Origin of the sequence: uncultured Tissierella sp., assembly GCF_902479755.1 — a bacterium.
In the GTDB taxonomy this organism is placed as follows: Bacteria; Bacillota; Clostridia; order Tissierellales; family Tissierellaceae; genus Tissierella; species Tissierella carlieri.
This window is the reverse complement of sequence record NZ_CABSQO010000001.1, coordinates 248,809-273,599: the sequence shown is the minus strand read 5'-3', so window position 1 is coordinate 273,599 and position 24,791 is coordinate 248,809. Positions and strand designations below refer to the sequence as shown.

Below are 24,791 nucleotides of genomic sequence, written 5' to 3'. Positions count from 1 at the left end.
ATATGATATAAGTTAGAAATATAATGTAATAAGGTTTTAGTATAAGGGGGATGACTATGGATAGTAAAAGATTAATAGTAAAAGGTAATAATGTATCTAAAATTCTTGAATTACTAAGTAATGATATTCGACATTACGATTTACAACCAGCGGAAGATATTTATGTTTTTATGAGTGAAAAATATTATTTTAGGAATAACTCCCAATTAATGACATGCGTAATATTGAAAATAGAAGATCAAAATAATTGTATAATTGATATAGTTGCTGGTGGCGGAGGTCAAGGCTTATTTAATTCTAGTTGGGGGGCAGAGACAAGTAGAATTGAAGAAATTGCAGATGAAATAAAAGATATATGCGTAGATAAGGGATGGAAAATAGATTATTAAGCGGAGTAAGAATACTACATTCTTGCTCCGCTTAATCTAATAGAAACTATTTAGGACATTAGTAGATAATTTAGGAATTCCTTCTTAGATATCCATTTCCAAATGGAGTCACTATGGATAATATAGCAAATACTGCTAATATAAAACAATACCATACATACGGTACTATTTGAACAGGGCTTACTGATCCATTAGTAAAGCTTCCTGCTATTAACAATTGAGCACCATAGGGTATTAGACCTTGCATTATACACGAAAAAGTATCTAAAAGTGAAGCAGTTTTTCTTGGATCTACACCATGAGTTCTAGATATTTCCTTTGATAATTGGCCGCTTACAATTATAGACACTGTATTATTAGCAGTAGCTGCATCTGTAAGTGAGACTAATGCACTTATACCTAGCTGAGCAGATTTTTTGCCTTTAATTTTTTTATTTATCTTATGTAGCAGCCAGTCAAGTCCTCCCCCATTGGATACCATATTAGCTAAACCGCCAGTTAATAAAGATAACAAAAAGATATCAAACATTCCTGTAAATCCAGAGTATATTTGCTGAACAAATTCTAATCCTTTAAAGTTTCCATAGCTAAATCCTATAACACCTGATATAATAATTCCTCCAGTCAAAACTACAAATACATTTATTCCAGCTATGGCGGCTATCAATACAAATATATATGGAATTACTTTAACTATATTAAAAACATATTCTTGACTTTCAGGAACAGTTATCGGTTTACCAAACATGAATAAAAGAAGAATTGTAACTAAAGCTGCTGGTAATGCAAAACCAATATTAACTCTAAACTTATCCTTCATAGATACTCCTTGAGTCCTTGTAGCTGCTATAGTTGTATCGGATATAATAGATAAGTTATCTCCAAACATAGCTCCACCAACTAATGCACCTAGTACCAAAGGTAAATTCAAACCTGCCTTTTGTACTAATTGAACAGCTATAGGACCTATGGCTAAAATAGTACCTACTGATGTTCCTGTTGAAATAGAAATAAAAGCAGCTATTATAAATATTCCTACCGTAATAAATTTGGCTGGTATCAAAGTAAGCCCTAGATTTACTGCAGACTCAACACCCCCCATAGCATTAGAAACTGTAGAAAAAGCTCCTGCCAATAAATATATAATACACATAATTATTATATTATCATCACCGCAGCCTTTAATAAATATATCAAATTTCTCATCTAATGAACCTTTTGTCAAAATAAAAGAAAATATTATTCCTATACTTGCTGCAACTGGAGCTGGAAATTGATAAAATGCCATTTTAACTCCTTGAGATTGTAGTATAATGCCTGAAATTAAATATACAGATACGAAGATAAGAAAAGGTAGCAAAGCTATTCCATTACCCTTTTTTTCATTTAGCTTTTCCATATTAATCTCCTCCTTGATTTAAATTAATCTTTCATTAGTAATTCTAAGTCTATTGGATATTTTCCATAGATGCTGCCTGCTTCCATAAACATTTCAATATTTTCCATTGGAGTATGCATTGGAATTTGACAGCCCGTACTTAAAATATATCCTTTCTTGGAATCATAGCCCTTTCTAATACATTCTTTAACTGATTTGAAAATGGAATCCTTATTGCCTGCATAAATTACATCAACAGGTGGAACATTTCCTGTAATTATGACTTTATCGCCCATTATCTTCTTAGCTTTTTCTAGATCTTCTACATTGTCTATACTGAAATTAGAAATGCCTGTGGATACCACATCTTCCCATATTTCTTTACTTGCTCCACATATGTGTATACTTGGAGCACTACCCGTTTTTTCCTTTATTTTATCAACATTTTTTTGGAGGGCTGGTAAAGAAAACTCTCTAAACTGCTTTGGACTTATGAGACTGGTGGATGAAACTGGATCAGCAAAGCCAATGGATACACCTAATTTTGCCACCTCCTCTATATACCTATTGTTAGATTCTGCGACTATATCCATTAGAGTATGTACTTTTGCAGGATATTTGATAATCCATTTTAGAAGATTTTCTGTTCCTACTACAGAGGCAGCAACGCTAAAGGGTCCAGACATTGAAGCACCAACATCTACTTCATCTGCAAGAGCATCTTTTGTTAGTTTTATAGCCTTAATTAAAATTGGTAGGATTCCATCCTTTAATGGATTAACAATTTTAAGGGATTCTATTTCATCTACAGATTTTATAGCCGGTTCTAATAAATAGGAAATATTGTGATCAGGATAAGCTACCTTTGAGCCCATAGCCTCAGCCACACCTCTGAGGCTTGTAGATATCCCTACACTATCATGACGAAGTCTTTTAAATAAAGCTATTTCTAGTTCTGCCATGAGCTCTGATGAATGATAATAATTACTTACCTTGACACCGATAAAAGGTGCCATAGTAGCCCCCATGTCTGGGACACAGATTATACGGTCGATTTCTTGACCCTTGGCAAAGGCATTCATTCTTTCTCTTGGAGTCATTTCTTCTTTTCTCACTTAAATCACCCTTCTAATATAAAATAATCATTGGGAATTAATTCACAAACATAATCCATAAATCATTATATATTTAATTGAAACACTATTACAATTAAACTATTTTATAATGAAACGCACATTATAAATATTTTTAATATAAGAACTAAAAATGTTTTAAAATGCTGAAAAAGTAGATTTAAAGTATTAGTGAAATTTAATCTTAATTACACAGGTTAAAGTATTGTTACTCTTGGTATAACAAATGTGCTATAAATAACCATGGGGTATGTATTATGAATTGAATTGTGTTATAATATAATATTAGCAATACAAATGAAAGGTTGATATTCTTGGAAATAAGATTAAAGGGATTGGAAGAAACAAAGGATTTTGGGATTAAATTAGGTAATATACTAAAAAGTGGAGATATTGTTTGCCTAAATGGAGATTTGGGTGCAGGTAAGACTACTTTAACCAAATCAATAGGACTAGGTCTTGGAGTTACTGATTATATAACTAGCCCAACTTTTACCTTAATTAACCAATATAATGGGAGACTTGCAGTCTATCATTTTGATGTATATAGATTGGAAAATGCAGATGAACTCTATGATCTAGGATTTGATGAATATTTCTATGGAAAAGGAGTTTGTATTATAGAATGGGCAGAAAAAATAGAAAAATTATTGCCTAGGGAAAGAATAGTATTAGATATAGAAAAGGGTAAAGATATAGATGAAAGGGTAATAAGAATAACAGGACATGGTAATAGATATATAGAGATACTTAAGGAGTTGGAGAAGAATTGAAAATATTAGCTTTGGATACATCAACTATGATGGCAACATGTGCCGTACTAGATGAAAATAGGGTACTAGGGGAGTATTCATTAAATCAGGAGGAAACTCATTCAGAAAAACTAGTGCCTATGGTTAAAGAAATATTAGATAGTTTAAATTTAAATGTTAGCGATATTGATCTTTATGGAGTCGCTATAGGTCCTGGTTCATTTACTGGACTTAGAATTGGAGTAGCAACTATAAAGGCCTTTGCTCATCTATTTAAAAAGCCTGTAGTAGGTATATCTACCTTAGAAGCTTTAGCTTTTAATCTGCCTTATGGGAAAATAATTGTGCCAATGATAGATGCAAGAAGGGACAGGGTTTATACAGGTATATATACATGGAAAGATGGTAAAATTAAGATAGTAATGGAACCTGATGTATTAGATATATACCATCTATTAGATATTCTTAATAAGTCATATGATAAAGTACTAGTAAATGGAGATGGATCCATGTTACATAAGGAAAAAATTCGAGAAGGACTAAAAGGAAAAGTAGAATTTTCAACTATTGGTCAGAATTTCTGTAGAGCTACTAGTATAGGAGAGTTAGCCTTTATAAAGTATAATGAAGGATTTGTAGATGATTATTATACTCTGGTACCAGAATATTTAAGAGAATCTCAAGCTCAGAGGGAATTGAGAGAAAAGGAGCAAGGATAACATGGATATTATTATCCGTAAAATGGAGGAAGAAGATTTAGATAGAATTATGGAAATCGAAAAGGATGCCTTTACCACTCCCTGGCCTAAGGAATCCTTCTTATTAGAGATTACAAAAAATCAGCTGGCTAGGTATATAGTAGCTGAAATAGACGATGTAGTGGCAGGATATGGTGGTATATGGATGATATTAGATGAGGGACATATAACTAATATTGCAGTGGAGAATAAATATAGAAAAATGGGTGTAGGTAAAGCTATAGTAGAAGGACTTATTTATCTATGCAGTAAAGAGAGAATTAGTGCAATGACTTTAGAAGTAAGAGAATCTAATATAGCTGCCCAAAATTTATATAAAAAATATGATTTTGTTGAATCGGGAATTAGACCAAATTATTATGCAGATGATAATGAAGATGCAATAATTATGTGGAAAAAATTATAGAATTAAGAGGTGTTAGATTATGTTAACATTAGCTGTAGAGACTTCCTGTGATGAGACCTCTTGTGCTGTGATTAAAGATGGCAGAGAAGTTTTATCTAATATAATATCTTCTCAAATAGATATACACCGAAAATTCGGTGGTGTAGTACCAGAAATAGCATCAAGAAAACATATTGAAAGTATAAATCCAATAATACAAGAAGCATTGGACAAAGCAAATATTGGTTTTAACGATATAGATCTAATAGGGGTAACTCAAGGACCAGGTTTAGTGGGAGCTTTGCTAATAGGAATATCAACTGCTAAATCGTTGGCTTATGGATTGGATATACCTATTATTGGAGTAAACCATATTGAAGGACATGTATGTGCAAATTATATTGATCATAAAGACTTAGAACCCCCATTTACTTGTTTAATAGTCTCTGGCGGGCATACCTATTTAGTACAAGCAAATAGTTATACTAACTATGAATTAATAGGTCGAACAAGAGATGATGCAGCAGGAGAGGCATTTGATAAGGTAGCTAGAGCGTTAGGACTTCCTTATCCAGGTGGGCCAATTATAGATAAACTATCCACAACTGGAAACAAAGAAGCCATAGATTTTCCAAGGGTATTATTAGAGCCAAAATCCTATGATTTTAGCTTTAGTGGACTCAAGACAGCAGTATTAAATTATTTGAATCAAAAGGAACAAAAAGGTGAGAAAATTATAATAGAAGATGTAGCCGCATCTTTTCAACAAGCTGTATTAGATGTGCTTGTGGATAAGTCCTTTAGATTAGCTAGAGAAAGAAATTCAAATAAAATTGTGTTAGCTGGTGGAGTAGCTGCAAATCAAGGCTTAAGATCTATGATGGAAGAAAGAGGTAAGAAGGAAAAGATAGAAATATTCTATCCATCTAGGATATTATGCACAGATAATGCTGCAATGATTGGTGCAGCTGCCTATTTTAATTATAAAGAAGGAAAAGAATCAGATCTTTGTCTAAATGTCATACCAAATCTAGACTTAATCTGATATCTTTTAACAAATTATTCCACAAATTGTCCACATATAAAAAATCGATTTATTATAAATTTATGTGGGCAATGTGGATAAACTGAGAAAAACCTTAAAACATAGGCCTTGTATTGTGGATAAGGTTGTGGGTATTGTGTATAATATGTGAATTATATGTGGAATTACGCTTCAGTTAATGAAATCCATTCATCATATAGATCATCTAGTTGAAGCTGAATTTTCTCTCTTTTCTTTGTCAATTCAACAATTTTTTCAGGTATCTCATATATTAAAGGGTCACAAAGAAGGTTGTCTAACTCTTCTAGTTTACATTCTTCTTCAGCTATTCTTTTTTCTACATCAGATATTTCTTTTCTTTTAGCTCTTTCCTCTTTTTCTAATTCCTTTTCTCTTCTTTTTTCTAGTTTTATTTGAGTTTTTGTTTTACCATCATCTTCATCCTCTACGTATAGTAATTCATTTTTCTTTTCTAGATAATAATTATAATTTCCTAAATATTCTTTAATTCCTTCGCTGGTTAAATCCAAGATTTTATCTGTTACCCTATTTAGAAAGTATCTGTCATGGGATATTACAAATAATGTGCCATCATAATCAAGTATAGCCTCTTCCAGCACCTCCTTGGAATCAATATCTAAATGGTTTGTAGGCTCATCCATTAGAAGAAAGTTTGCATTAGATAGCATTAGCTTTAATAAGGAAAGTCTACCTTTTTCTCCGCCACTAAGATCAGAGATTTCCTTAAATATATCATCTCCTATAAACATAAATTGACTAAGGATTGTCCTTATTTGATAGTGGTCAAAGGTTGGGTTCTCATCCCATATTTCATCTATAATGGTTTTATCTAGATTTAGACTTTTCATTTCTTGATCAAAATAACCACTAACAACATGATGACCAATATTTATATTTCCATTATCTTTAGGAATTTGTCCCAAAATTATTTTAAATAAAGTAGTTTTTCCTATACCATTTGCACCAATAAGACCAACCTTTTCTCCTCTATAGATGTTAAAATTTATATCTTTTAATAACCTAAACTCACCAAAGGACTTCTCTAAGGATTCAACTCTGAGTACATCTCTACCAGATTTAATACGAGGCTCGAATCTTATTCTAGTCTTCTTTTGGTCAGTAGGTTTAGTCATTATTTTCATTTTATCTAATATTTTTTGTCTACTTTGAGCTTGTTTTATATATCTAGAACCTCCGTAGTTCATAAATCTACTGATGATTTCTTCCTGTCTCTTTATTTCCTTCTGTTGATCCTCAAAATGTTTCTTGTATATTTCTAATTCTTTTTTTCTTCTTGTCATGAAATTAGTATAATTAGTATTGTAAATATTTAATTTTAAGTTTTCTATATGAAATATTCTATTTACAACATTATCTAAGAAATACCTATCATGGGATATTATTAAGGCTGCTCCTTTATAATCCTTTAAAAACTTTTCTAACCAATCTATAGCCTCTATATCTAAATGGTTAGTAGGTTCATCTAATAGTAGAATATCTGGTTTTTTGAGTAGTAATTTAGCCAAAGATAAACGAGATTTTTGTCCGCCACTAAGGACATTAACTTCTTTTTCCATGTCCTCCTCGTTAAAACCTAAGCCTTTAAGAATTCCTTTGATTTCTGATTTATATCCATAACCATTTAAGGATAAAAACTTTTCTGACATATGTGCGTATTCATCCATTAATATATTTAGTTTTTCTGTCGTACCATTTGCACTTTCTGAAGATATTTCATGCTCAAGAGTTCTTAAATTTTCTTCCATTTTTATTAGAGGAAGGAAGACTTCCAAACATTCATCAAAAACAGTTTTATTGCTTTCTATTTTCGTATGTTGCTTTAAATATCCAATTTTTATATCCTTCTGAATATATATGTCTCCACTATCTTGTTGGATTTCACCACTTAAAATATTGAAAAGAGTAGTTTTGCCTGAACCATTTAGTCCAATTACTCCGATTTTATCTCCATCTTCTACAGTGAAACTAAGGCTATCCAAAATAGTATCTATCACATAAGTTTTAGTTATATTGCTACATGAAAGGACTAACATTTTATTTCCTCCTAAATATTATTCTCCTATAATGAAATAGGAAAGTTCTACTTTAATATTCTAGTATTGAGAACTTGACTAAATTGAGTTTTAAGCAGATTTCCCAAATCTTTGATTTCCTGCAAGTTGCTTATGCAGTGGACAAAAAGGGTTTCCTTAATATGATTTGTTAGAAGTCCTTTTAATATTGTACCAAAAAAAATGATCCTTTTCCATTGTCTTCGATACCCCTATATGGTAAAATGAAATAAATTTATCTGATAGTAAAGGAGAAATGATGGATATATATATTGATGAGAAAGCGAAGGAGTATATAAGGAGTGAGTCTGGAGATAAATCTGTACAAGTTATAGTTATGAAAGTGGGGGGAGGATGATGCGGGTCTTATCAACCATCAGTGAAGATGGGAAGACCTTATAATGAAAGATCCTTTAATATGTATAAAATAGAAGATATAAATGTATATATTTCACCTAGTATTAGAGTGCGTAATAATAAATTAAAGATTAGTTTCAGTAAGTTTTTTTGGGTAAAGTCTTTAAATGTAGATGGTATAATTTTATAATAAAATAGAGAAAATACTCCTGCAAAAGTGAGGAGTATTCTAGGATTTTAGATTTAATTCCATTGCCATTGAAGATAGAATTGGATCAATTAAATTTAAATCGCATTTACCTTCTTTGGTATAATGGATACAATTAAGGCAGTTTTCGTATTTATCTTCATAAGCACGTGCAGAGGATGTGAGGGTACTTGATGCAAGATTATTTCTCGAGGGGTCATATTCATTACAATATAGAGCTACTTTTCTAAGTTGTTCTTTGCTTGCCATTCAAATCACTCCCTTCAATAGTTATTGTGTCAAAAAAGTAATTAAATATTCAAAAAACATTATATGAGTAAATTGACATATTAATATCAGAATGTTATAATAGTCTGTAAAATATTATTAGGTGGTGATTATAGAATGGACAGAGACAACAAGGTTTCCATAACGGTTATAAGGAGATTGCCAAAATATTATAGATATTTGGGAGATTTGTTAAATAAAGGAATCAATAGGATTTCATCGCAAGAATTAAGTAAGATGACTGGCTTTACAGCTTCTCAAATAAGGCAGGATTTAAATAATTTCGGTGGATTTGGACAACAAGGCTATGGATATAATGTAGAAGAATTACATAGTCAATTAGGAAAGATACTTGGATTAGAGACTATATATAGAGCTGTAGTAGCGGGTGCAGGAAACCTAGGTCAAGCCATAGCAAATTATAAAGGTTTTGAGGATGCTGGATTTAAGGTGTTATCACTGTTTGATAAAAATCCAAAAGTCATAGGACTAAAAATTAGAGATATCGAAATAAGAGATGTAGATACAATGGTTGATTTTATCAAAGAGAACAATGTAGATATAGGAATTATTACTTCTCCAAGAGATAGTGCTCAAGAATTAGCAGATACCTTTATTAAAGCAGGTGTAAAGGGTATATGGAATTTTGCTCCAATAGACTTAAATGTGCCTGAAGATATGATTGTTGAAAATGTACGTTTAAATGAGAGCTTATTTACACTTTCTTATTTCTTGAGAGAGAAGTATAACAAATAGAATTAAGATGTTAATATAATGACAACAATTATAAAGAAATGTTAATAAAATAGGAAAAAAGTCTAAAAAAAGGTCTAATTAATCAAATTATGTGATTAATTAGACCTTTTATATTTAAAATTAAAGATAAATATTTAACAATATTAGTGGAAATAAAAAATTAAATAGATTATAATGAAATTATAAGGATAGCCAATATATTAGGGAGGGAAATAATATATGAATTTCAATTTAACTAAAGAGCAACAAATGGTAAGAAATGTAATGAAGGAATTCACTGAAAAAGAAGTGAAACCTATTGCTGCTGAGATTGATGAAACGGAAAGATTTCCGAGGGAAACTGTCGAAAAAATGGCAAAGTATAATATGTTAGGTATACCTTTTCCAGTTGAGTACGGTGGGTCAGGTGGAGACGAATTAGCATATGCCATAGCAGTGGAAGAATTATCAAAGGCTTGTGCTACTACAGGAGTTATATTATCAGCCCATACATCTTTAGGATGTTGGCCGATATATAAATATGGAACAGAAGAACAAAAACAAAAATATTTAGTTCCTTTAGCCAAGGGAGAACATTTAGGAGCTTTTGGTTTAACGGAGCCTAATGCTGGTACAGATGCAGCTGGACAACAAACTACAGCAATACTTGATGGAGATTATTATATATTAAATGGTACAAAGATATTCATTACAAATGGAGGACAGGCAGATACATATATAATATTTGCTATGACTGACAAAAGTAAGGGAACTAGAGGAATATCTGCATTTATAGTAGAGAAAGATTATCCAGGATTTAGTATCGGAAAAATAGAAGAAAAGATGGGTATTAGAGCTTCAGCTACTGCAGAATTAATATTCCAAAATTGTAGAGTTCCAAAGGAAAACTTATTAGGTAAAGAGGGAGAAGGTTTTAAAATAGCAATGGGTACCCTTGATGGTGGTAGAATCGGAATAGCTGCTCAGGCTCTTGGTATAGCAGCAGGTGCATTAGATGAAACCGTAAAATATCTAAAGGAGAGACAACAATTTGGTAGACCAATAGCTAAATTCCAAGGTCTTCAATGGATGGTAGCAGATTTAGCTACAGAGATTGAAGCAGCAAGACTTCTTGTTTATAGGGCAGCATATAATAAAGCTAATAATCTTCCATATAATAAGGAAGCAGCTATGGCTAAATTATTTGCAGCAGAATGTGCTATGAATGTAACTACTAAATGTGTTCAATTATTTGGTGGATATGGATATACAAAGGATTATCCTATGGAAAGAATGATGAGAGATGCGAAGATTACTGAAATATATGAAGGTACATCTCAAGTTCAACAAATGGTTATAGCAGCTCAAGTATTAAAATAATTTGTTAAGGAGGAAGAAAATGAATATTATAGTATGTTTAAAACAAGTACCAGATACTAATGAAGTTAAAATAGATCCAGTTCGTGGAACTCTTATTCGTGAAGGAGTACCAAGTATTATAAATCCAGATGATAGAAATGCTTTAGAAGAAGCTTTAAGACTTAAGGATGAACATAAGGATGTTAAAGTAACAGTATTAAGTATGGGACCTCCTCAGGCAGATGTTGCACTTAGAGAAGCATTAGCCATGGGAGCAGATGAAGCAGTATTGTTAAGTGATAGAGCTTTTGCGGGATCTGATACTTGGGCTACATCCACAGCTTTAGCGGCAGGAATTAAAAAGATTGAAGACTATAGCATTATTTTCTGTGGTAGACAAGCAATAGATGGAGATACTGCACAAGTTGGGCCTCAAATTGCTGAGCATTTAAATTTACCTCAAATAACTTATGTTGAAGAATTAAAGATTGAAGATAATAAAGTTATAGCTAAGAGGGCATTAGAAGACGGACATTTTGTAATAGAATCAAATATGCCCGTACTCCTAACAGCTATAAAAGAATTAAATGAGCCAAGATATCCTTCTATTAAAGGTATATATGATGCTCATAGAGATGATAAGGTAAAGATTTGGTCAGCTAAAGATGTAGATGCTGATTTCAGTAATCTTGGTTTAGATGGTTCTCCTACTCAAGTAAACAAATCTTTTACACCACCAGGAAGATCTAGTGTAGGTGAGATATTACAAGGAAATCCTAAGGAATCAGTTAGAGAGCTAATAGTTAAATTGAGAGAAAAACATCTTATTTAATATAATCATTAGATAAAGGAGGAAATTTAAATGGCTGTAAAAGTTATAGAATTGAAATGTATTGGCTGTGGAAAATGTGTCAGAGTATGTCCCTTCGAAGCTATAAATATGATAGATAAAAAGGCTAAAATAAACGATAAATGTACGGCTTGTGGTCAATGCGTAGAAGCATGTCCAGTAGATGCAATAGAAAAAGAAGAGAAAAAATTTAGAGCTGGCGGAGTAGATGTAAGTTTATATAGAGGTGTTTGGGTATTTGCAGAACAAAGAGACGGAAATCTATTAAATGTAGCTATAGAGTTAGTTGGAGAAGGGCGAAAGATAGCTAATGCTCTAGAAGTACCGCTTACTGCAGTTTTACTTGGAAATAATATAGATGGTTTAGCTGAAAAACTTGTTAAATATGGTGCGGATGAAGTTTTATATGCTAATCACGAACTGTTAAATGTATATACAACTGATGGCTATACTAAAGTAATTTATGATTTAATCAAGGAAAGAAAGCCTGAAATTATGTTAATTGGTGCTACAAATATCGGTAGAGATTTAGGACCTAGAATATCTGCTAGAGTACACACAGGTCTTACTGCTGACTGTACGAAGTTAGACGTAGATTTAGAAAACAGAAGACTTATGCAAACTCGTCCAGCATTTGGCGGTAATCTAATGGCAACGATTATATGTCCAGATCACAGACCACAAATGTCTACAGTTAGACCAGGAGTTATGGAAAAAGCAAAATATGATGAGAATAGAAAAGGTAATATAGTTAAGTTTACCCCAGACTTAAAAGATGAAGATATAAGAGCTAAAGTTAAGGAAGTAGTTAAAGGTGGAAAAGCAGAAGTACAATTAGAAGAATCCAAGATAATAGTATCTGGCGGTAGAGGACTTGGAAATCCAGAAGGATTTAAATTAATTGAAGATTTAGCTAAAAAACTTGGTGGAGTAGTAGGTGCTTCCCGTGCTACAGTTGATTCTGGCTGGATAGAGCATAGTCATCAAGTGGGACAAACAGGAAAAACGGTTAGACCTTCACTTTATGTTGCCTGCGGTATTTCAGGAGCTATTCAGCATTTAGCTGGTATGCAAGAATCTAAGGTAATAGTAGCTATAAACAAAGATGCAGATGCTCCTATATTTAAAGTTGCTGACTATGGTATAGTTGGAGATGTTTATGAAGTATTACCAGAACTTATAGAAGCATTAGATAATGTTGATGATATAATGGATGCCTTTAAGGCGATGAACAAATAACAATTAATAAAGATAATTAACGATTAACAGAGAACAAAGAACAATTAAAAGATTAATGCCTTTAATGTTTTTTAATTGTTAATCGTTAATTAAACTAATATTCTGAAAGGTTTACAAAAAAATTTGCTTGTGTTATAATTTCAATGAAATGATATACGACTAAAAATAAAGTTTCGCTATTAAAATTATAGGGAGGTTTTGTACAATGTCAAAAGAAAGTTTAAATCCATTAGAAAGTGCCCAGTTACAAGTTAAGCATGCTTGTGATGCATTAGGACTAGAACCAGCAGTTTATGAATTACTTAAAGAACCACAAAGAATTATTGAAGTTTCAATTCCAGTTAAAATGGATGATGGAACAGTAAAGGTATTTAAAGGCTATAGATCATCACATAATACAGCTATTGGACCTGCTAAAGGTGGAATTAGATTACACCCAGGAGTTAATCCAGATGAAGTTAAGGCTTTGTCAATTTGGATGACATTTAAATGTGGAGTTATGGGAGTTCCTTATGGCGGAGGAAAAGGTGGAATCACTGTTGACCCACTTACACTATCTCAAGGTGAATTAGAAAGACTATCTAGAGGATATATACAAGGACTTTATAAGTACTTAGGAGAAAAAATAGACGTTCCAGCTCCAGACGTAGGATCTAACGGACAAGTTATGGCTTGGATGGTAGATGAATATATTAAATTAAACAATGATAATATGGCTCTAGGCGTACTTACTGGTAAACCAGTTGCATGGGGTGGATCACAAGGAAGAAACGAAGCTACAGGATTTGGAGTTGCAGTTATAGCAAGAGAAGCAGCTAGAGAATTAGGTATGGATATGACTAAGATAACTGTTGCTATCCAAGGTTTCGGAAACGTGGGTAGATATACAGTTAAAAACGTACAACGCCAAGGTGCAAAAATTGTAGCTATAGCTGAATGGGCACCATCAGTTGGAACTTATGCATTATATAATGAAGATGGATTAGATTTCTATGATATGGAAGCTTATTTCAATGAGCATAGAAATTTAGTTGATTATCCAAAGGCAAAAATGATTTCCTTAGATGAGTTCTGGACACTTGATGTAGATATGTTAATTCCAGCAGCTTTAGAAAATGCTATTACAGAAGACGTTGCTAAAGTTGTAAAAGCTAAATTGATTTGTGAAGCAGCAAATGGACCTGTTACACCAGGCGCAGATATTATATTAAAAGAAAGAGGAATTCCGGTTACTCCAGATATTTTAACAAATGCTGGTGGAGTTACAGTTTCTTACTTTGAATGGGTACAAAACCTACAAGGATATTATTGGTCAGAAAAAGAAGTAGAAGAAAAACAAGAAGTTGAAATGGTTAAAGCATTTAATGAAATATGGAAACTTAAAAATGAGTATAATGTTACAATAAGAGAAGCAGCTTACATGATTTCAGTTAAGAAAGTTGCTGAAGTAATGAAATTAAGAGGATGGTATTAATATAAAAAAGACTGGCTTAGGCCAGTTTTTTTATTGACAAATTTTCCATAATTATCTATACTAAAGGAGTGACCGACCAGTCGGTCGCTAATATTATATATTAGGAGGGCTAGTATGTTATCTAGATTTAGTGTAAGAAAACCTTATACAGTAGTTGTAGCTGTAATCTTAGTATTGATATTAGGAGCTGTATCTTTTATTAATTTACAGACAGATTTACTTCCTAGTATAGATCTACCATATATAGTGGTCATAACTTCATATCCTGGAGCAAGTCCAGAAGAAGTGGAGATGGTAGTTACAAAACCTATAGAGCAAGTAGTTGCCACTACTAGCAATATAAAAGATATTAGTTCAGTATCGCAGGAAAATTCATCAATAGTTATATTAGAGTTTAACAATGATGTTAATATGGATTCAGCCATAATAGAGATCAATGGAAGTCTTGATTTAATTAAAGGAGCATGGAATGATTCTGTTGGTTCACCTATGATTATAAGATTAAATCCAGATATGCTGCCAATAATGGTTTCATCTGTAAATGTAGAAGGTATGGATGTAGCTGAGATTTCTGATTTTGTAGGTCAAAAAATAATACCTGAATTGGAAAGCATAAATGGAGTTGCATCTGTTTCTGGAGTGGGACTTGTTGAAGAAAATATTGAAGTATTTATTAATCCAGATAAAATAGAAACTCTAAATAAGAAAATATTAGATAAGGTGGATTCCAAACTCTCTCAAGCGGGAGATCAGTTAGAAAATGCTAAAAAAGAAATTAAAGACGGAAAAGCTAAGTTAGCTTATGAAGAAAAAAATCAAAATGAAAAACTTATAGAAGGAGAAAAAGTAATAGCTGGGGCTAAGGAACAAATAATTCAAGGAGAAGCTAGTATCAATTCTGGATTAGAGGAATTAAATAAAAATAAAGATAGTCTTCAAAATATATTAAAGGAAATGAATGAAAAAGAGGAAGAATTAAAGTCCATAGAATTTTCATTACTAGCCATTAGCAGAGAATTGACTCAAGAAGAAAAGATTCAACTAGAAACAGTTAAACAAGGTATAAAAGAAATATCACAAAAGAAAGTAGAAACAAATGCTGCATTATCATCAATAGAGTCTAAAATAAAAGAAGTTGAAAAAGAAAAGGTTAATCTCGAAGAAAAGAAAAAAGAGTTGAATATACAAGAAGAACAAATAATCAAAGGGAAAGCTACATTAGCAGCTGAAATGAATAAAGCAAGGTCCCAGATTATTAGTGGAGAAGAAACTTTAAATCAAAAAACAGACGAATTTGAAAAGGCTCGAGAAGAAGCCTTCAAACAAGCATCTTTAGAAGGTGTAGTCTCTACAAAGATGATTTCTGGGATATTGGCGGCACAAAATTTTTCAATGCCAGCGGGTTATATTTCAGAAGAAGGTACTGATTATTTAGTTAAAGTTGGAGATAAGATAAAAGATATAAATGAGATTAAAGGGTTACTTCTATTTGATACAGGAGAGGATGGAATAGGTAGAATTAATCTTGAAGATGTAGCAGATATAAGCTATATAGATAATTCTAGGGATATATATGCAAAGGTGAATGGAAATAATGCAGTAATATTAACTTTTCAGAAACAAAGTAATTTTTCTACAGCAGAGGTATCACACAATATAAGAGAAAAGATGAAAAAACTATCATCTGAAAATATTGGGCTAGATTTTACTACCTTAATGGATCAGGGAGTTTATATTGATATAGTTGTAGACTCGGTATTAGATAATTTAATCTATGGTGGAATATTGGCTATATTGATACTTATCATATTCTTAAGAGATATAAAACCTACATTTATAATAGCAGTATCTATACCTATAAGTATAGTATTTGCGATTGCAATGATGTATTTTACAGGAGTTACAATAAATATTATATCTTTAGCGGGGCTAGCTCTGGGAGTAGGTATGCTTGTAGACAATTCAATAGTTGTAATTGAAAACATATATAGATTAAGAAATGAAGGTGAAACTTCCATAAAAGCTTCTATAGAGGGAGCAAAAGAAGTCGCGGGAGCTATTTTCGCATCTACTCTTACTACAGTTTGTGTATTTTTACCAATAGTATTTACTAAAGGAATATCCAGACAGTTATTTACTGATATGGGATTAACCATAGCTTATTCTTTATTTGCTAGCCTTATAGTAGCATTAACTTTAGTACCTACTATGGCATCCGCTATGTTGAAAAATACGAAGGAAAAGGAACACAAACAATTTGATAAGTTTATTGATGTATATGAAAAAATGCTAATGTGGTCTTTAAAATATAAAACTGTTGTGATGATAGTCGTAGTAGGGTTGCTTGGACTTAGCGGAATTCTTGCATTATCTATGGGTACATCCTTTATTCCAGAAATGGAAACCCCACAAATGTCCTTAGCACTTGAAATGCCGAAGGAAAGTACCTATGAGGATACAATTGCTATGTCAGATATAGTAATAGACAGAATTATAGATGTAGAAGGAATAGAAGCCGTAGGAGCATTTGAAAACCAAAGTATAGGTGGATTATCATTGGGAAGTAATAAGGGAAATTCAATGTCCATGTATCTGATCCTTGATGAAAATAAAAAAATAAGCAATAAAGAAATAGAAGGACAAATAAGAAGACTAACAGAAGATTTAGACTGTAATATATCAGTGAATACATCTAATATGGATATGACCGTATTAGGAGGTTCTGGTATAGAAGTTTTGGTAAAGGGTAGAGAATTAGATACCTTACGGGATGTTGCACTTGATATATCGAAGATACTCGAAGAAACTGAAGGAACTGTGGATATTTCAACTGGATTAGAAGAAAATACAACTGAAACGAGAATCACTGTAGATAAAGAAAAGGCTATGGAAAATGGTCTAACAGTAGCTCAAGTATTTGGAGAAGTTAATTCTATAATATCAAAAGGAAAATCTGCCACTACTTTATCTGTGGCAAATAAGGATTATCCAGTAATAGTAGTAGATGGAGAGAGCCAATCTATTACAAGGAATGAATTGGAAGATTTAACAATTAAGTTTAATAAAAATGGTGAAGAAGCTGAAATAAGAATTGGAGACATTGCTAAAATCACGGAAGAGAGGGGTACTTCATCTATAAGTAGAAAATCTCAGGAAAGGTATATATCTATAAAAGCTAGCATTGAGGATGGGTATAATATAGGACTTGTCAGCCGTGATTTTGAAAGCAAATTAAATAATTATAAGATACCAGAGGGATATACTATTGAATTATTAGGGGAAAATAAAATGATAAAGGATTCCTTTAAGGATTTAATTAATATGTTATTATTAGCAATTGCCTTTATCTATTTAATAATGGTAGCAGAATTTCAATCATTGCTATCACCATTTATAGTAATGTTCACAATACCTCTTGCATTTACAGGAGGACTATTAGCTTTAGCAGTCACTGGATATGAAATTAGCTTAATTTCAATGCTTGGTTTCTTAGTTTTATCTGGTGTAGTAGTAAATAATGGGATAGTATTTGTAGATTATACTAATCAATTAAGGCAAAAAGGTATTGATAAAAGGGAAGCTCTCATATTAACAGGAAGAACTCGTATGAGGCCAATACTCATGACTGCTATAACTACTATACTTGGGTTATTTACATTAGCCATAGGAGTAGGAGCAGGTGCAGAGATGCTTCAACCTTTAGCAATTGTAGCAATTGGAGGATTAACCTATGCAACAATACTTACTCTTTTAGTAGTCCCAGTAATGTATGATTTACTTCATAAAGATCAAGTAGGTAAGCTTTCAGCAGGAGGTGATAAGTAGATTATGAAGGATGTTGAATATTCGGAGAAAGAAATAGCCATATTTGAAGGATTAATTAATTTAATTAAAGAAGGAGCTAATCCTTACTCTATTAAAGTATCTGATATAGCCATAGCATCTAATGTGGGAAAAGGAACGATTTATGATTATTTTGATTCAAAGGAGGAGGCCATATCTAGAGCTATAATCTATAATATAATTCATGAGGCAAAAAATGCATTCGAGAGAATAAATTCTAAGGATAACTTTAAAGATAAGTTTTATGAAATATTAAAAATTCTAGTAGATAATATGGAAAGTAATTTTTGTACGTTAAATATGCTATTATCTGTTGGTGGAATTCAAGAATTCTATGAATATATTAGGGATGAAAATTATGATTTATCTAGATTTATAGTTATAATCAATGATGAAATTAATAGGTTATTAGAATTAGGTTTTAAGGAAGGAATCATTAATACTACTGAATCTAAATACTATCAAATAACAGCGGTAAAAGGATCAATATCAGGATTTGTTCATTATATTAGTAGAAAAGATATATATAAAGATACTAGTGTAGAAGAGGCAATGAGTGCATCATATAAATTATTAACAAAATCATTAAACTAAAAAAACTGGCATATGCCAGTTTTTTAGTTATAAAATGGGGTAAACTATAATAGAACTAATAATAAATTTTAAGGAGAATAATATGAAATATACTATAATAGAAGAAAAAGATAAAATTATCCTAAAGGATATAAGAAATTTTAACCCTAAACATATATTTGAATGTGGGCAAGCCTTTAGATGGTATGTAGAAGAAGATAAATCATATACAACGATAGCTTATGGTAAGGTAATAAATGTAAAGAAAGAGAATAATGATATTATACTGTCCAATACAAATTTGCAGGACTTTAATAATATCTGGTATCATTATTTTGATTTAGAAAGAGATTATGATGAGATAAAGAAGGAATTATCTAAAGACCCAATATTAGCTGAAGCAATTGAATTTGGAGAAGGTATTAGGATACTTAATCAAGAACCCTTTGAGATGGTAATATCCTTTATAACTTCCGCAAACAATCAAATACCTAGAATAAAAAAGTCTATAGAATTAATGTCTAAACATTATGGGGAAAAAATAAAAATAGATGAAAATTTCTCAGGTTTCGAATATTATAGTTTCCCTACATCAGAAGGCTTATCAAAAGCTAGACCAGAGGATTTAAAGGAAGTATGTAAAGTAGGGTTTAGAGGAGAGAGAATTGTAGAGACAGCAAATGTTATAGCCAAAAGGGAATTGGATTTAAACTCAATTTATAATTTAACTAGAGATGAGGGAAAAGAACTTCTAATGACATTGCCAGGAGTCGGACCAAAGGTATCTGATTGTATACTATTATTTGCTTTTAATAAGGATGATGCTTTTCCAGTGGATGTATGGGTTAAAAGAGTAATGGAGCATTTCTATTTGAAGGAAGATACAAATGTAAAATTAATAGGCTCTCATGGGGCTAGGATATTTGGCAGACTTGCGGGATTTGCACAACAATATTTGTTTTACTATGCAAGAGAATTAGGTATAGGAAAATAGAATTGTAAATAATATGTAACTTTTTTCAAATAAAAGGTTGATATACTAAAATTAAATAGAGTAGATGTCTGGGATAATCAGTTATATAAGATAAATAGTCCCTAATACATTGAAGGAGAGGCTATGTTATGAAATATTCTAAGGTTTTAATAGGAATTATACTAATATTTCTTATGAGCCTCTTGTTTTTGTTTTTTGTAAAGGAGCAGAGGAACTTTACTTTGCTATGGAAAGATCAACACATACCTATAAAGATAAAAGAAAATGTTAAAGAATATGCCCTAGGAAATATCAATGGAGATAATAAAGATTATTTAGTAGTATTGACAGGAGCAAGATGGAAAAAGTTTGGTAAAGAAGTAGTTGTTTTTTCATTAGAAGAAATGGAAGAAATATATAGGCGAGACTTTTCAGAATTTAAACCTTGGAAAATAGCTATAGGAGATATAGATGGGGATGGAAAAGATGAGATATCTATAGGAGTATATAAAAAATCTCCTCTTCATCAAGTAATGGCGAAAAGACCATTTATATATTCATTTGAAGATAGAAAATTAGAACCAAAATGGAGAGGATCAAGATTATCTAGACCTTTTATTGATTATGCTTTTCTCGATATAGATGGAGATGGAATAGACGAAATATTATCTATTGAAATTCTAGAAAATGATAGAAAAGTTATTAACACGTATAAATGGAAGGGTTTTGGATTTGAGGGATATTTAGAAACTAATGATCATGAAGATATTACTAGGCTAATAGTAGAAGAAAATAAAGTATATATTGATATTAAAGAAGGAAAAGAAAAATACTTAGGGATGATAAGATTACAAAATAATAATTTAATAATAGAAAGGGTGGACTAGAGTGAAAAGAAAATCGTTATATTTAATCATTTCTTTGATATTGTTTTTATCTATTATTATGACTGGATGTATTGGAAAGGAAGTAAATAAAATAGAAAAAGAAGACCTTGCCAATGTGCCAGATTTTAACGAAAATAAAGAAGAAACCAATATCGAAGTAAATCAGGGGTTAGTCAATATAGGAGTTCCTTATGAGCCTATAGAGTTTGAGGTAAAAGTGGAGCCCTATAAGGTAAAGGCTGATTTATCTAATATTGAAAATTTAAAGATATTTGGTGAATTTTCTGAAGAACAGCTAGAGCTTTTGGTCAAAAATAATTTTGTGGTAAATCCTACAAAAAAAGAGCAATTATTTTATATTTATGAAGATAATGAATATAAAGATATTCCTTCTTTTATTACTACCGATTCTATTTTGCAAGTATATCATATATTTTATGACTATACTTTAAGGACATTAGAGAATGATAAACTAATAGGCCTAATAAAGGGAATGACAGAAAAAAGTTTAGTTGATGTTATTGATTTATATGGCAAACTGAAAGATGGAGAAGTAAAGGATGCCCAACTAAAAAACATAGCATATTTTTCTGTTGCACAATTGCTATTAGGAAATGAGCTTCCAGAGAATATCCCAAAGGAGTCTAAGGAAATAGCCTTGGAGGAATTGGAAAAGATCAATACTCACTCTGGATTTGAGAAATCCAGCTTGTTTCCATATGATTTAGATTATAGTCAGTTCACAGTAAGAGGACATTATACTAGATCTGAAGATTTTGAAAGATATTTTAAAGCTATGATGTGGTATGGTCAGGCACCATTTCCATTATATTTTGCTGATGGAGAGAGAAATATAGAGCAAACTCTTCAAGCTCTATTGATAACCTATAGTTTATATTCAGATAAAGAAAACTATAATAAATGGGAGAATATATATGAACCAACAAATTTCTTTGTAGGGAACTCTGATGATTTAAATATTTACCAATATGGAGAGTTATTATTTAAAATATATGGTAAAAATCCTGATTTAAATAAACTTAATGATGAGAAAAAGTTAGATGAATTTTATAAAGAATCAGATAAACTTCCAGAACCAAAAATAAAGCCCAAATATACTTCAGTAACTACTCCCGCGGGCAAACAGTTCAGATTTATGGGGCAAAGGTACGTCCTTGATGCTGAAATAATTCAAGAATTAGTAAAACCAATAGAAAGACCAATACCATCAGGACTTGATGTAATGGGAGTTCTAGGTTCTGAGAGAGCAAAGGAAATTCAATTATCTAAAGAAGAAAACCAAGGATGGAAGGATTATCCAAAAGAATTTGATAGACTAAGAGATAAGTTTGGGAGATTATCAGACAAACAATGGATGGGAAATATGTATCAAGGATGGCTCTGGACATTAAAGGGATTTTTAGAACCTTTTGGAGAAGGTTATCCATCTTTTATGACTAATAAAACTTGGGTAGAGAAGGATTTAAATACAGCCCTTGGGTCTTGGTCAGAACTGAAACATGATACTATTCTTTATGGAAAGCAATCAGGTGCAGAAATGGGTGGCGCAGGATTTAAAGAAGTGGTAGGATATGTAGAGCCAAATATAGAGGTATATGAAAAATTATTATGGTTGACTAAATTCTCAAGAAAAAATTTATCAGCTAGGGATTTAACTATAGAAGGAATAGATATGAAGATGGAAGAATTTGAAAAACTTCTAGATTTTTTAATAAGCTGTTCAATAAAAGAGCTTAAGAATGAAGAATTAACCATTGAGGAATATGAATATATCCAAGTTTATGGTGGTGTACTAGAGCGTTTAACAGCTTCTTTTGCAGGAGATTATTTGCGTTGGTTTGAAATAACTTCTGAAACAGATAAAAATATGGCAGTAATAGCAGATTTCCATACAATAGCACCAAATTCTTATAGTCAAGGAGGCTATATGGAGGCAGGAGTTGGGCCTGCATATGAAATATATGTAGTGGTGCCTATAGGAGGAAAATTATATCTTACAAGAGGTGCTGTATTTAGTTATCATGAATTTATATCAGATATGAGATTAACAGATGAAAAGTGGCAGGAAATGATAAAGGAAGATAAACAACCGAATATGCCAAAATGGACAAATTCTTTCGTAAGGGGAGGAAAGGGAGAGATACCTTATCCTGAGGATTATGAATAATTAATGATAAAAAAATGGAATTCTAAAAAGAATTCCATTTTTTTATGTGGAAAAATTATCTTGAATAGGATATCCTAAATATATAATTATAAAGGTTTTCAGATTAAGAGGTGGAAAAATGTATAAGATTTTTGTTATAGAAGATGATGAAAAGATTTTAAATCTTATCAAAGATAGATTAGAGAGATATAATTATATAGTGACAACAGTGGAAGATTACTCTAACATAAAGGGAGAATTTATAAGAGAAAATCCTCATATAGTCCTTTTAGATATAAATTTACCTAATTATGATGGTTTCTTTTGGTGTAGAGAGTTGAGAAGTATATCTAAAGTTCCTATAATATTTATCTCAGCCAGATTTTCAGATATGGATCAAGTAATGGCTATAGAAAATGGTGGGGATGATTATATAACAAAACCTTTTTCCTTTGATTTGTTGCTGGCAAAACTAAAAGGGGCAATAAGAAGAACCTATGGTGAATATGCAGAAAGTAGCTCTAAGGATATATATGAAGTGGACGGAGTATATTTATATAAGAGCCAAAGTATAGTTGAATGGGAAGGAAAAAAGGTAGAGTTAAGTAAAAAAGAATTTGGACTCTTATATATTCTTATGTCTAATATAAATGAAATAGTGTCCCGGGAAATACTTTTAGAAGAATTATGGGATGATATTGAGTTTGTAGATGATAACACTTTATCAGTAAATATTGCTAGGCTAAGAAAACGCTTAGAGGATATAGGAATATATGATTCCATTCAGACTAAAAGAGGCCAAGGCTATTCAATGATAAAAACTTGGGATTAGGTGATAAAATGAAATTTAGAGATTATTTGAAAGACAGATTATTATATATCATTATATATTTAATTAGCACTTCTCTAGTTATAACTATAATGATGTTGGACTTAATAATTAGAAAAGAAAGGCTTCATACATCAAATATAATCTATGCATTTATTTTATCAACTATATTTCTAATAGTTTTTTTATCTATAGATTATATGAAAAAAAGGAAGTTTTATAATTTAATTAATAATAGATCAGATGAGGATATTGATTTAACTTATATATTTAATATTCCAGACAACATAAGCAGAGAATATGATTTTTTCAAAGAAGCATTAATTAGCAATTATCTTAAATATATAGATACATTAGAGAAATATAAAAAGTCTTTTGAAACTCAAAATTATTTTAATAATAGATGGATTCATCAGATGAAAACTCCGGTATCAGTTATTAAACTTATTCTAGAGGATGAAAATCAAGGAAATTTGGATGAAAAGACTAAGAAGAACTATGAAAGTATTGAGGAAGAAATAGAGAAACTATCCCATGGATTAGAGATGGCTTTATATACATTAAGGGTTAGTAATTTTGAATTAGATTTTAAGGTGGAAGATGTTAGTTTGCTTGAAACCATTAGAAATATTATAAATGAGAATAAAAATGCTTTTATAGTGAATTCTATTTATCCTAAGATAAATTCTGAAGAAGATATAATAATTAAAAGTGATAGGAAATGGATTAAATTTGTAATCAGTCAAATAATATCTAATAGTATTAAATATTCAAAGGTTAAAGATAGCAGTAACAAGACTATAGATATAGAATTTTACAATAAAGATAATAAAACCATACTTTTAATTGAAGATAAGGGAGTAGGCATACCAAAACAGGATTTAGATAGAATATTTGATCCCTTCTTTACTGGAAAAAATGGTAGGAAATACTTAGAATCCACAGGTATGGGACTATATCTTGTGAAGGATGTATGTGATAAATTAGGTCATGGTATATTTATAGAATCTATCGAGGGAGAAGGTACAAAATCAAGTATTATTTTTTATCATGGAAAAAGTATTTATGACCTAACCCAGTGAATGAACGAAGGCTCT

Annotated in this window: 22 protein-coding genes; 18 read left to right on the top strand and 4 right to left on the bottom strand. The window is 31.3% G+C overall.

Annotation, left to right across the window (positions count from 1 at the left end):
• Positions 1-56: 56 nt before the first annotated feature.
• Positions 57-389: a DUF6054 family protein gene (locus RDK80_RS01485; RefSeq protein ID WP_308523292.1), complete on the top strand. Its 333-nt coding sequence runs from the start codon at positions 57-59 to the stop codon at positions 387-389.
• Between the two features lie 70 nt (positions 390-459).
• Here RDK80_RS01485 and RDK80_RS01480 read toward each other — a convergent pair whose 3' ends face one another.
• Positions 460-1,788 (bottom strand): Na+/H+ antiporter NhaC family protein, encoded by a 1,329-nt coding sequence (locus RDK80_RS01480; protein WP_308523291.1) that lies wholly within the window; start codon positions 1,786-1,788, stop codon positions 460-462.
• 23 nt (positions 1,789-1,811) lie between these two features.
• The gene (locus RDK80_RS01475) at positions 1,812-2,882 is read right to left on the bottom strand and encodes a uroporphyrinogen decarboxylase family protein (protein ID WP_308523290.1); all 1,071 of its coding nucleotides are present in this window, start codon (positions 2,880-2,882) and stop codon (positions 1,812-1,814) included.
• A 332-nt stretch (positions 2,883-3,214) separates the two neighbouring features.
• Between RDK80_RS01475 and tsaE the strand changes: the two genes are divergently transcribed.
• The 4 genes from tsaE to tsaD are packed head-to-tail and all read left to right on the top strand — an operon-like array spanning position 3,215 to position 5,840.
• Positions 3,215-3,673, top strand: a complete 459-nt coding sequence (gene tsaE / locus RDK80_RS01470; RefSeq protein ID WP_308523289.1) for a tRNA (adenosine(37)-N6)-threonylcarbamoyltransferase complex ATPase subunit type 1 TsaE — start codon at positions 3,215-3,217, stop codon at positions 3,671-3,673.
• A complete protein-coding gene (tsaB, locus tag RDK80_RS01465; RefSeq protein ID WP_308523288.1) occupies positions 3,670-4,371 on the top strand; it encodes a tRNA (adenosine(37)-N6)-threonylcarbamoyltransferase complex dimerization subunit type 1 TsaB in 702 nt (233 codons plus the stop codon). The genes tsaE and tsaB overlap by 4 nt, the downstream gene beginning before the upstream one ends.
• Position 4,372: 1 nt before the next feature.
• Positions 4,373-4,816, top strand: coding sequence for a ribosomal protein S18-alanine N-acetyltransferase (rimI, locus tag RDK80_RS01460; protein ID WP_308523287.1), 444 nt, complete (start codon positions 4,373-4,375; stop codon positions 4,814-4,816).
• Between the two features lie 19 nt (positions 4,817-4,835).
• The gene (gene tsaD, locus RDK80_RS01455; protein ID WP_308523286.1) at positions 4,836-5,840 is read left to right on the top strand and encodes a tRNA (adenosine(37)-N6)-threonylcarbamoyltransferase complex transferase subunit TsaD; all 1,005 of its coding nucleotides are present in this window, start codon (positions 4,836-4,838) and stop codon (positions 5,838-5,840) included.
• Positions 5,841-6,004: 164 nt separating this feature from the next.
• On the opposite strand, the gene RDK80_RS01450 is transcribed toward tsaD, so the two are convergent.
• Positions 6,005-7,915, bottom strand: a complete 1,911-nt coding sequence (locus RDK80_RS01450) for an ABC-F family ATP-binding cassette domain-containing protein (protein WP_308523285.1) — start codon at positions 7,913-7,915, stop codon at positions 6,005-6,007.
• 277 nt (positions 7,916-8,192) lie between these two features.
• Between RDK80_RS01450 and RDK80_RS01445 the strand changes: the two genes are divergently transcribed.
• Positions 8,193-8,480, top strand: coding sequence for a CC/Se motif family (seleno)protein (locus RDK80_RS01445; protein WP_308523284.1), 288 nt, complete (start codon positions 8,193-8,195; stop codon positions 8,478-8,480).
• A 39-nt stretch (positions 8,481-8,519) separates the two neighbouring features.
• Here the strand turns inward: RDK80_RS01445 and RDK80_RS01440 are convergent, their stop codons facing one another.
• Positions 8,520-8,747 carry a hypothetical protein gene (locus RDK80_RS01440; protein ID WP_094904275.1) on the bottom strand — a complete coding sequence of 76 codons (228 nt, stop codon included), beginning with the start codon at positions 8,745-8,747 and terminating at the stop codon, positions 8,520-8,522.
• Positions 8,748-8,882: 135 nt separating this feature from the next.
• Between RDK80_RS01440 and RDK80_RS01435 the strand changes: the two genes are divergently transcribed.
• From RDK80_RS01435 to RDK80_RS01380, 12 genes are all read left to right on the top strand, one after another.
• Positions 8,883-9,521, top strand: coding sequence for a redox-sensing transcriptional repressor Rex (locus RDK80_RS01435; RefSeq protein ID WP_308523283.1), 639 nt, complete (start codon positions 8,883-8,885; stop codon positions 9,519-9,521).
• Between the two features lie 219 nt (positions 9,522-9,740).
• Entirely contained in the window at positions 9,741-10,880 is a 1,140-nt protein-coding gene (locus tag RDK80_RS01430; RefSeq protein WP_308523282.1) for an acyl-CoA dehydrogenase, read from the top strand.
• A 19-nt stretch (positions 10,881-10,899) separates the two neighbouring features.
• Positions 10,900-11,691 (top strand): electron transfer flavoprotein subunit beta/FixA family protein, encoded by a 792-nt coding sequence (locus tag RDK80_RS01425; protein WP_094904278.1) that lies wholly within the window; start codon positions 10,900-10,902, stop codon positions 11,689-11,691.
• A 30-nt stretch (positions 11,692-11,721) separates the two neighbouring features.
• Entirely contained in the window at positions 11,722-12,948 is a 1,227-nt protein-coding gene (locus RDK80_RS01420) for an electron transfer flavoprotein subunit alpha (protein ID WP_308523281.1), read from the top strand.
• Between the two features lie 205 nt (positions 12,949-13,153).
• Positions 13,154-14,422 (top strand): Glu/Leu/Phe/Val dehydrogenase, encoded by a 1,269-nt coding sequence (locus tag RDK80_RS01415; RefSeq protein WP_094904280.1) that lies wholly within the window; start codon positions 13,154-13,156, stop codon positions 14,420-14,422.
• A 114-nt stretch (positions 14,423-14,536) separates the two neighbouring features.
• A complete protein-coding gene (locus RDK80_RS01410) occupies positions 14,537-18,247 on the top strand; it encodes an efflux RND transporter permease subunit (protein ID WP_308523280.1) in 3,711 nt (1,236 codons plus the stop codon).
• A 3-nt stretch (positions 18,248-18,250) separates the two neighbouring features.
• Positions 18,251-18,859 (top strand): TetR/AcrR family transcriptional regulator, encoded by a 609-nt coding sequence (locus RDK80_RS01405; protein WP_308523279.1) that lies wholly within the window; start codon positions 18,251-18,253, stop codon positions 18,857-18,859.
• A gap of 82 nt (positions 18,860-18,941) precedes the next feature.
• Positions 18,942-19,832 (top strand): DNA glycosylase, encoded by an 891-nt coding sequence (locus RDK80_RS01400; protein WP_308523278.1) that lies wholly within the window; start codon positions 18,942-18,944, stop codon positions 19,830-19,832.
• 128 nt (positions 19,833-19,960) lie between these two features.
• Positions 19,961-20,698, top strand: coding sequence for an FG-GAP repeat protein (locus RDK80_RS01395; RefSeq protein ID WP_094904284.1), 738 nt, complete (start codon positions 19,961-19,963; stop codon positions 20,696-20,698).
• Between the two features lies 1 nt (position 20,699).
• Positions 20,700-22,886 carry a DUF3160 domain-containing protein gene (locus RDK80_RS01390; protein WP_308523277.1) on the top strand — a complete coding sequence of 729 codons (2,187 nt, stop codon included), beginning with the start codon at positions 20,700-20,702 and terminating at the stop codon, positions 22,884-22,886.
• Positions 22,887-23,004: 118 nt separating this feature from the next.
• The gene (locus tag RDK80_RS01385) at positions 23,005-23,697 is read left to right on the top strand and encodes a response regulator transcription factor (RefSeq protein WP_094904287.1); all 693 of its coding nucleotides are present in this window, start codon (positions 23,005-23,007) and stop codon (positions 23,695-23,697) included.
• 8 nt (positions 23,698-23,705) lie between these two features.
• Positions 23,706-24,776 carry a sensor histidine kinase gene (locus RDK80_RS01380; RefSeq protein ID WP_308523276.1) on the top strand — a complete coding sequence of 357 codons (1,071 nt, stop codon included), beginning with the start codon at positions 23,706-23,708 and terminating at the stop codon, positions 24,774-24,776.
• The last annotated feature ends 15 nt before the right edge of the window (positions 24,777-24,791 follow it).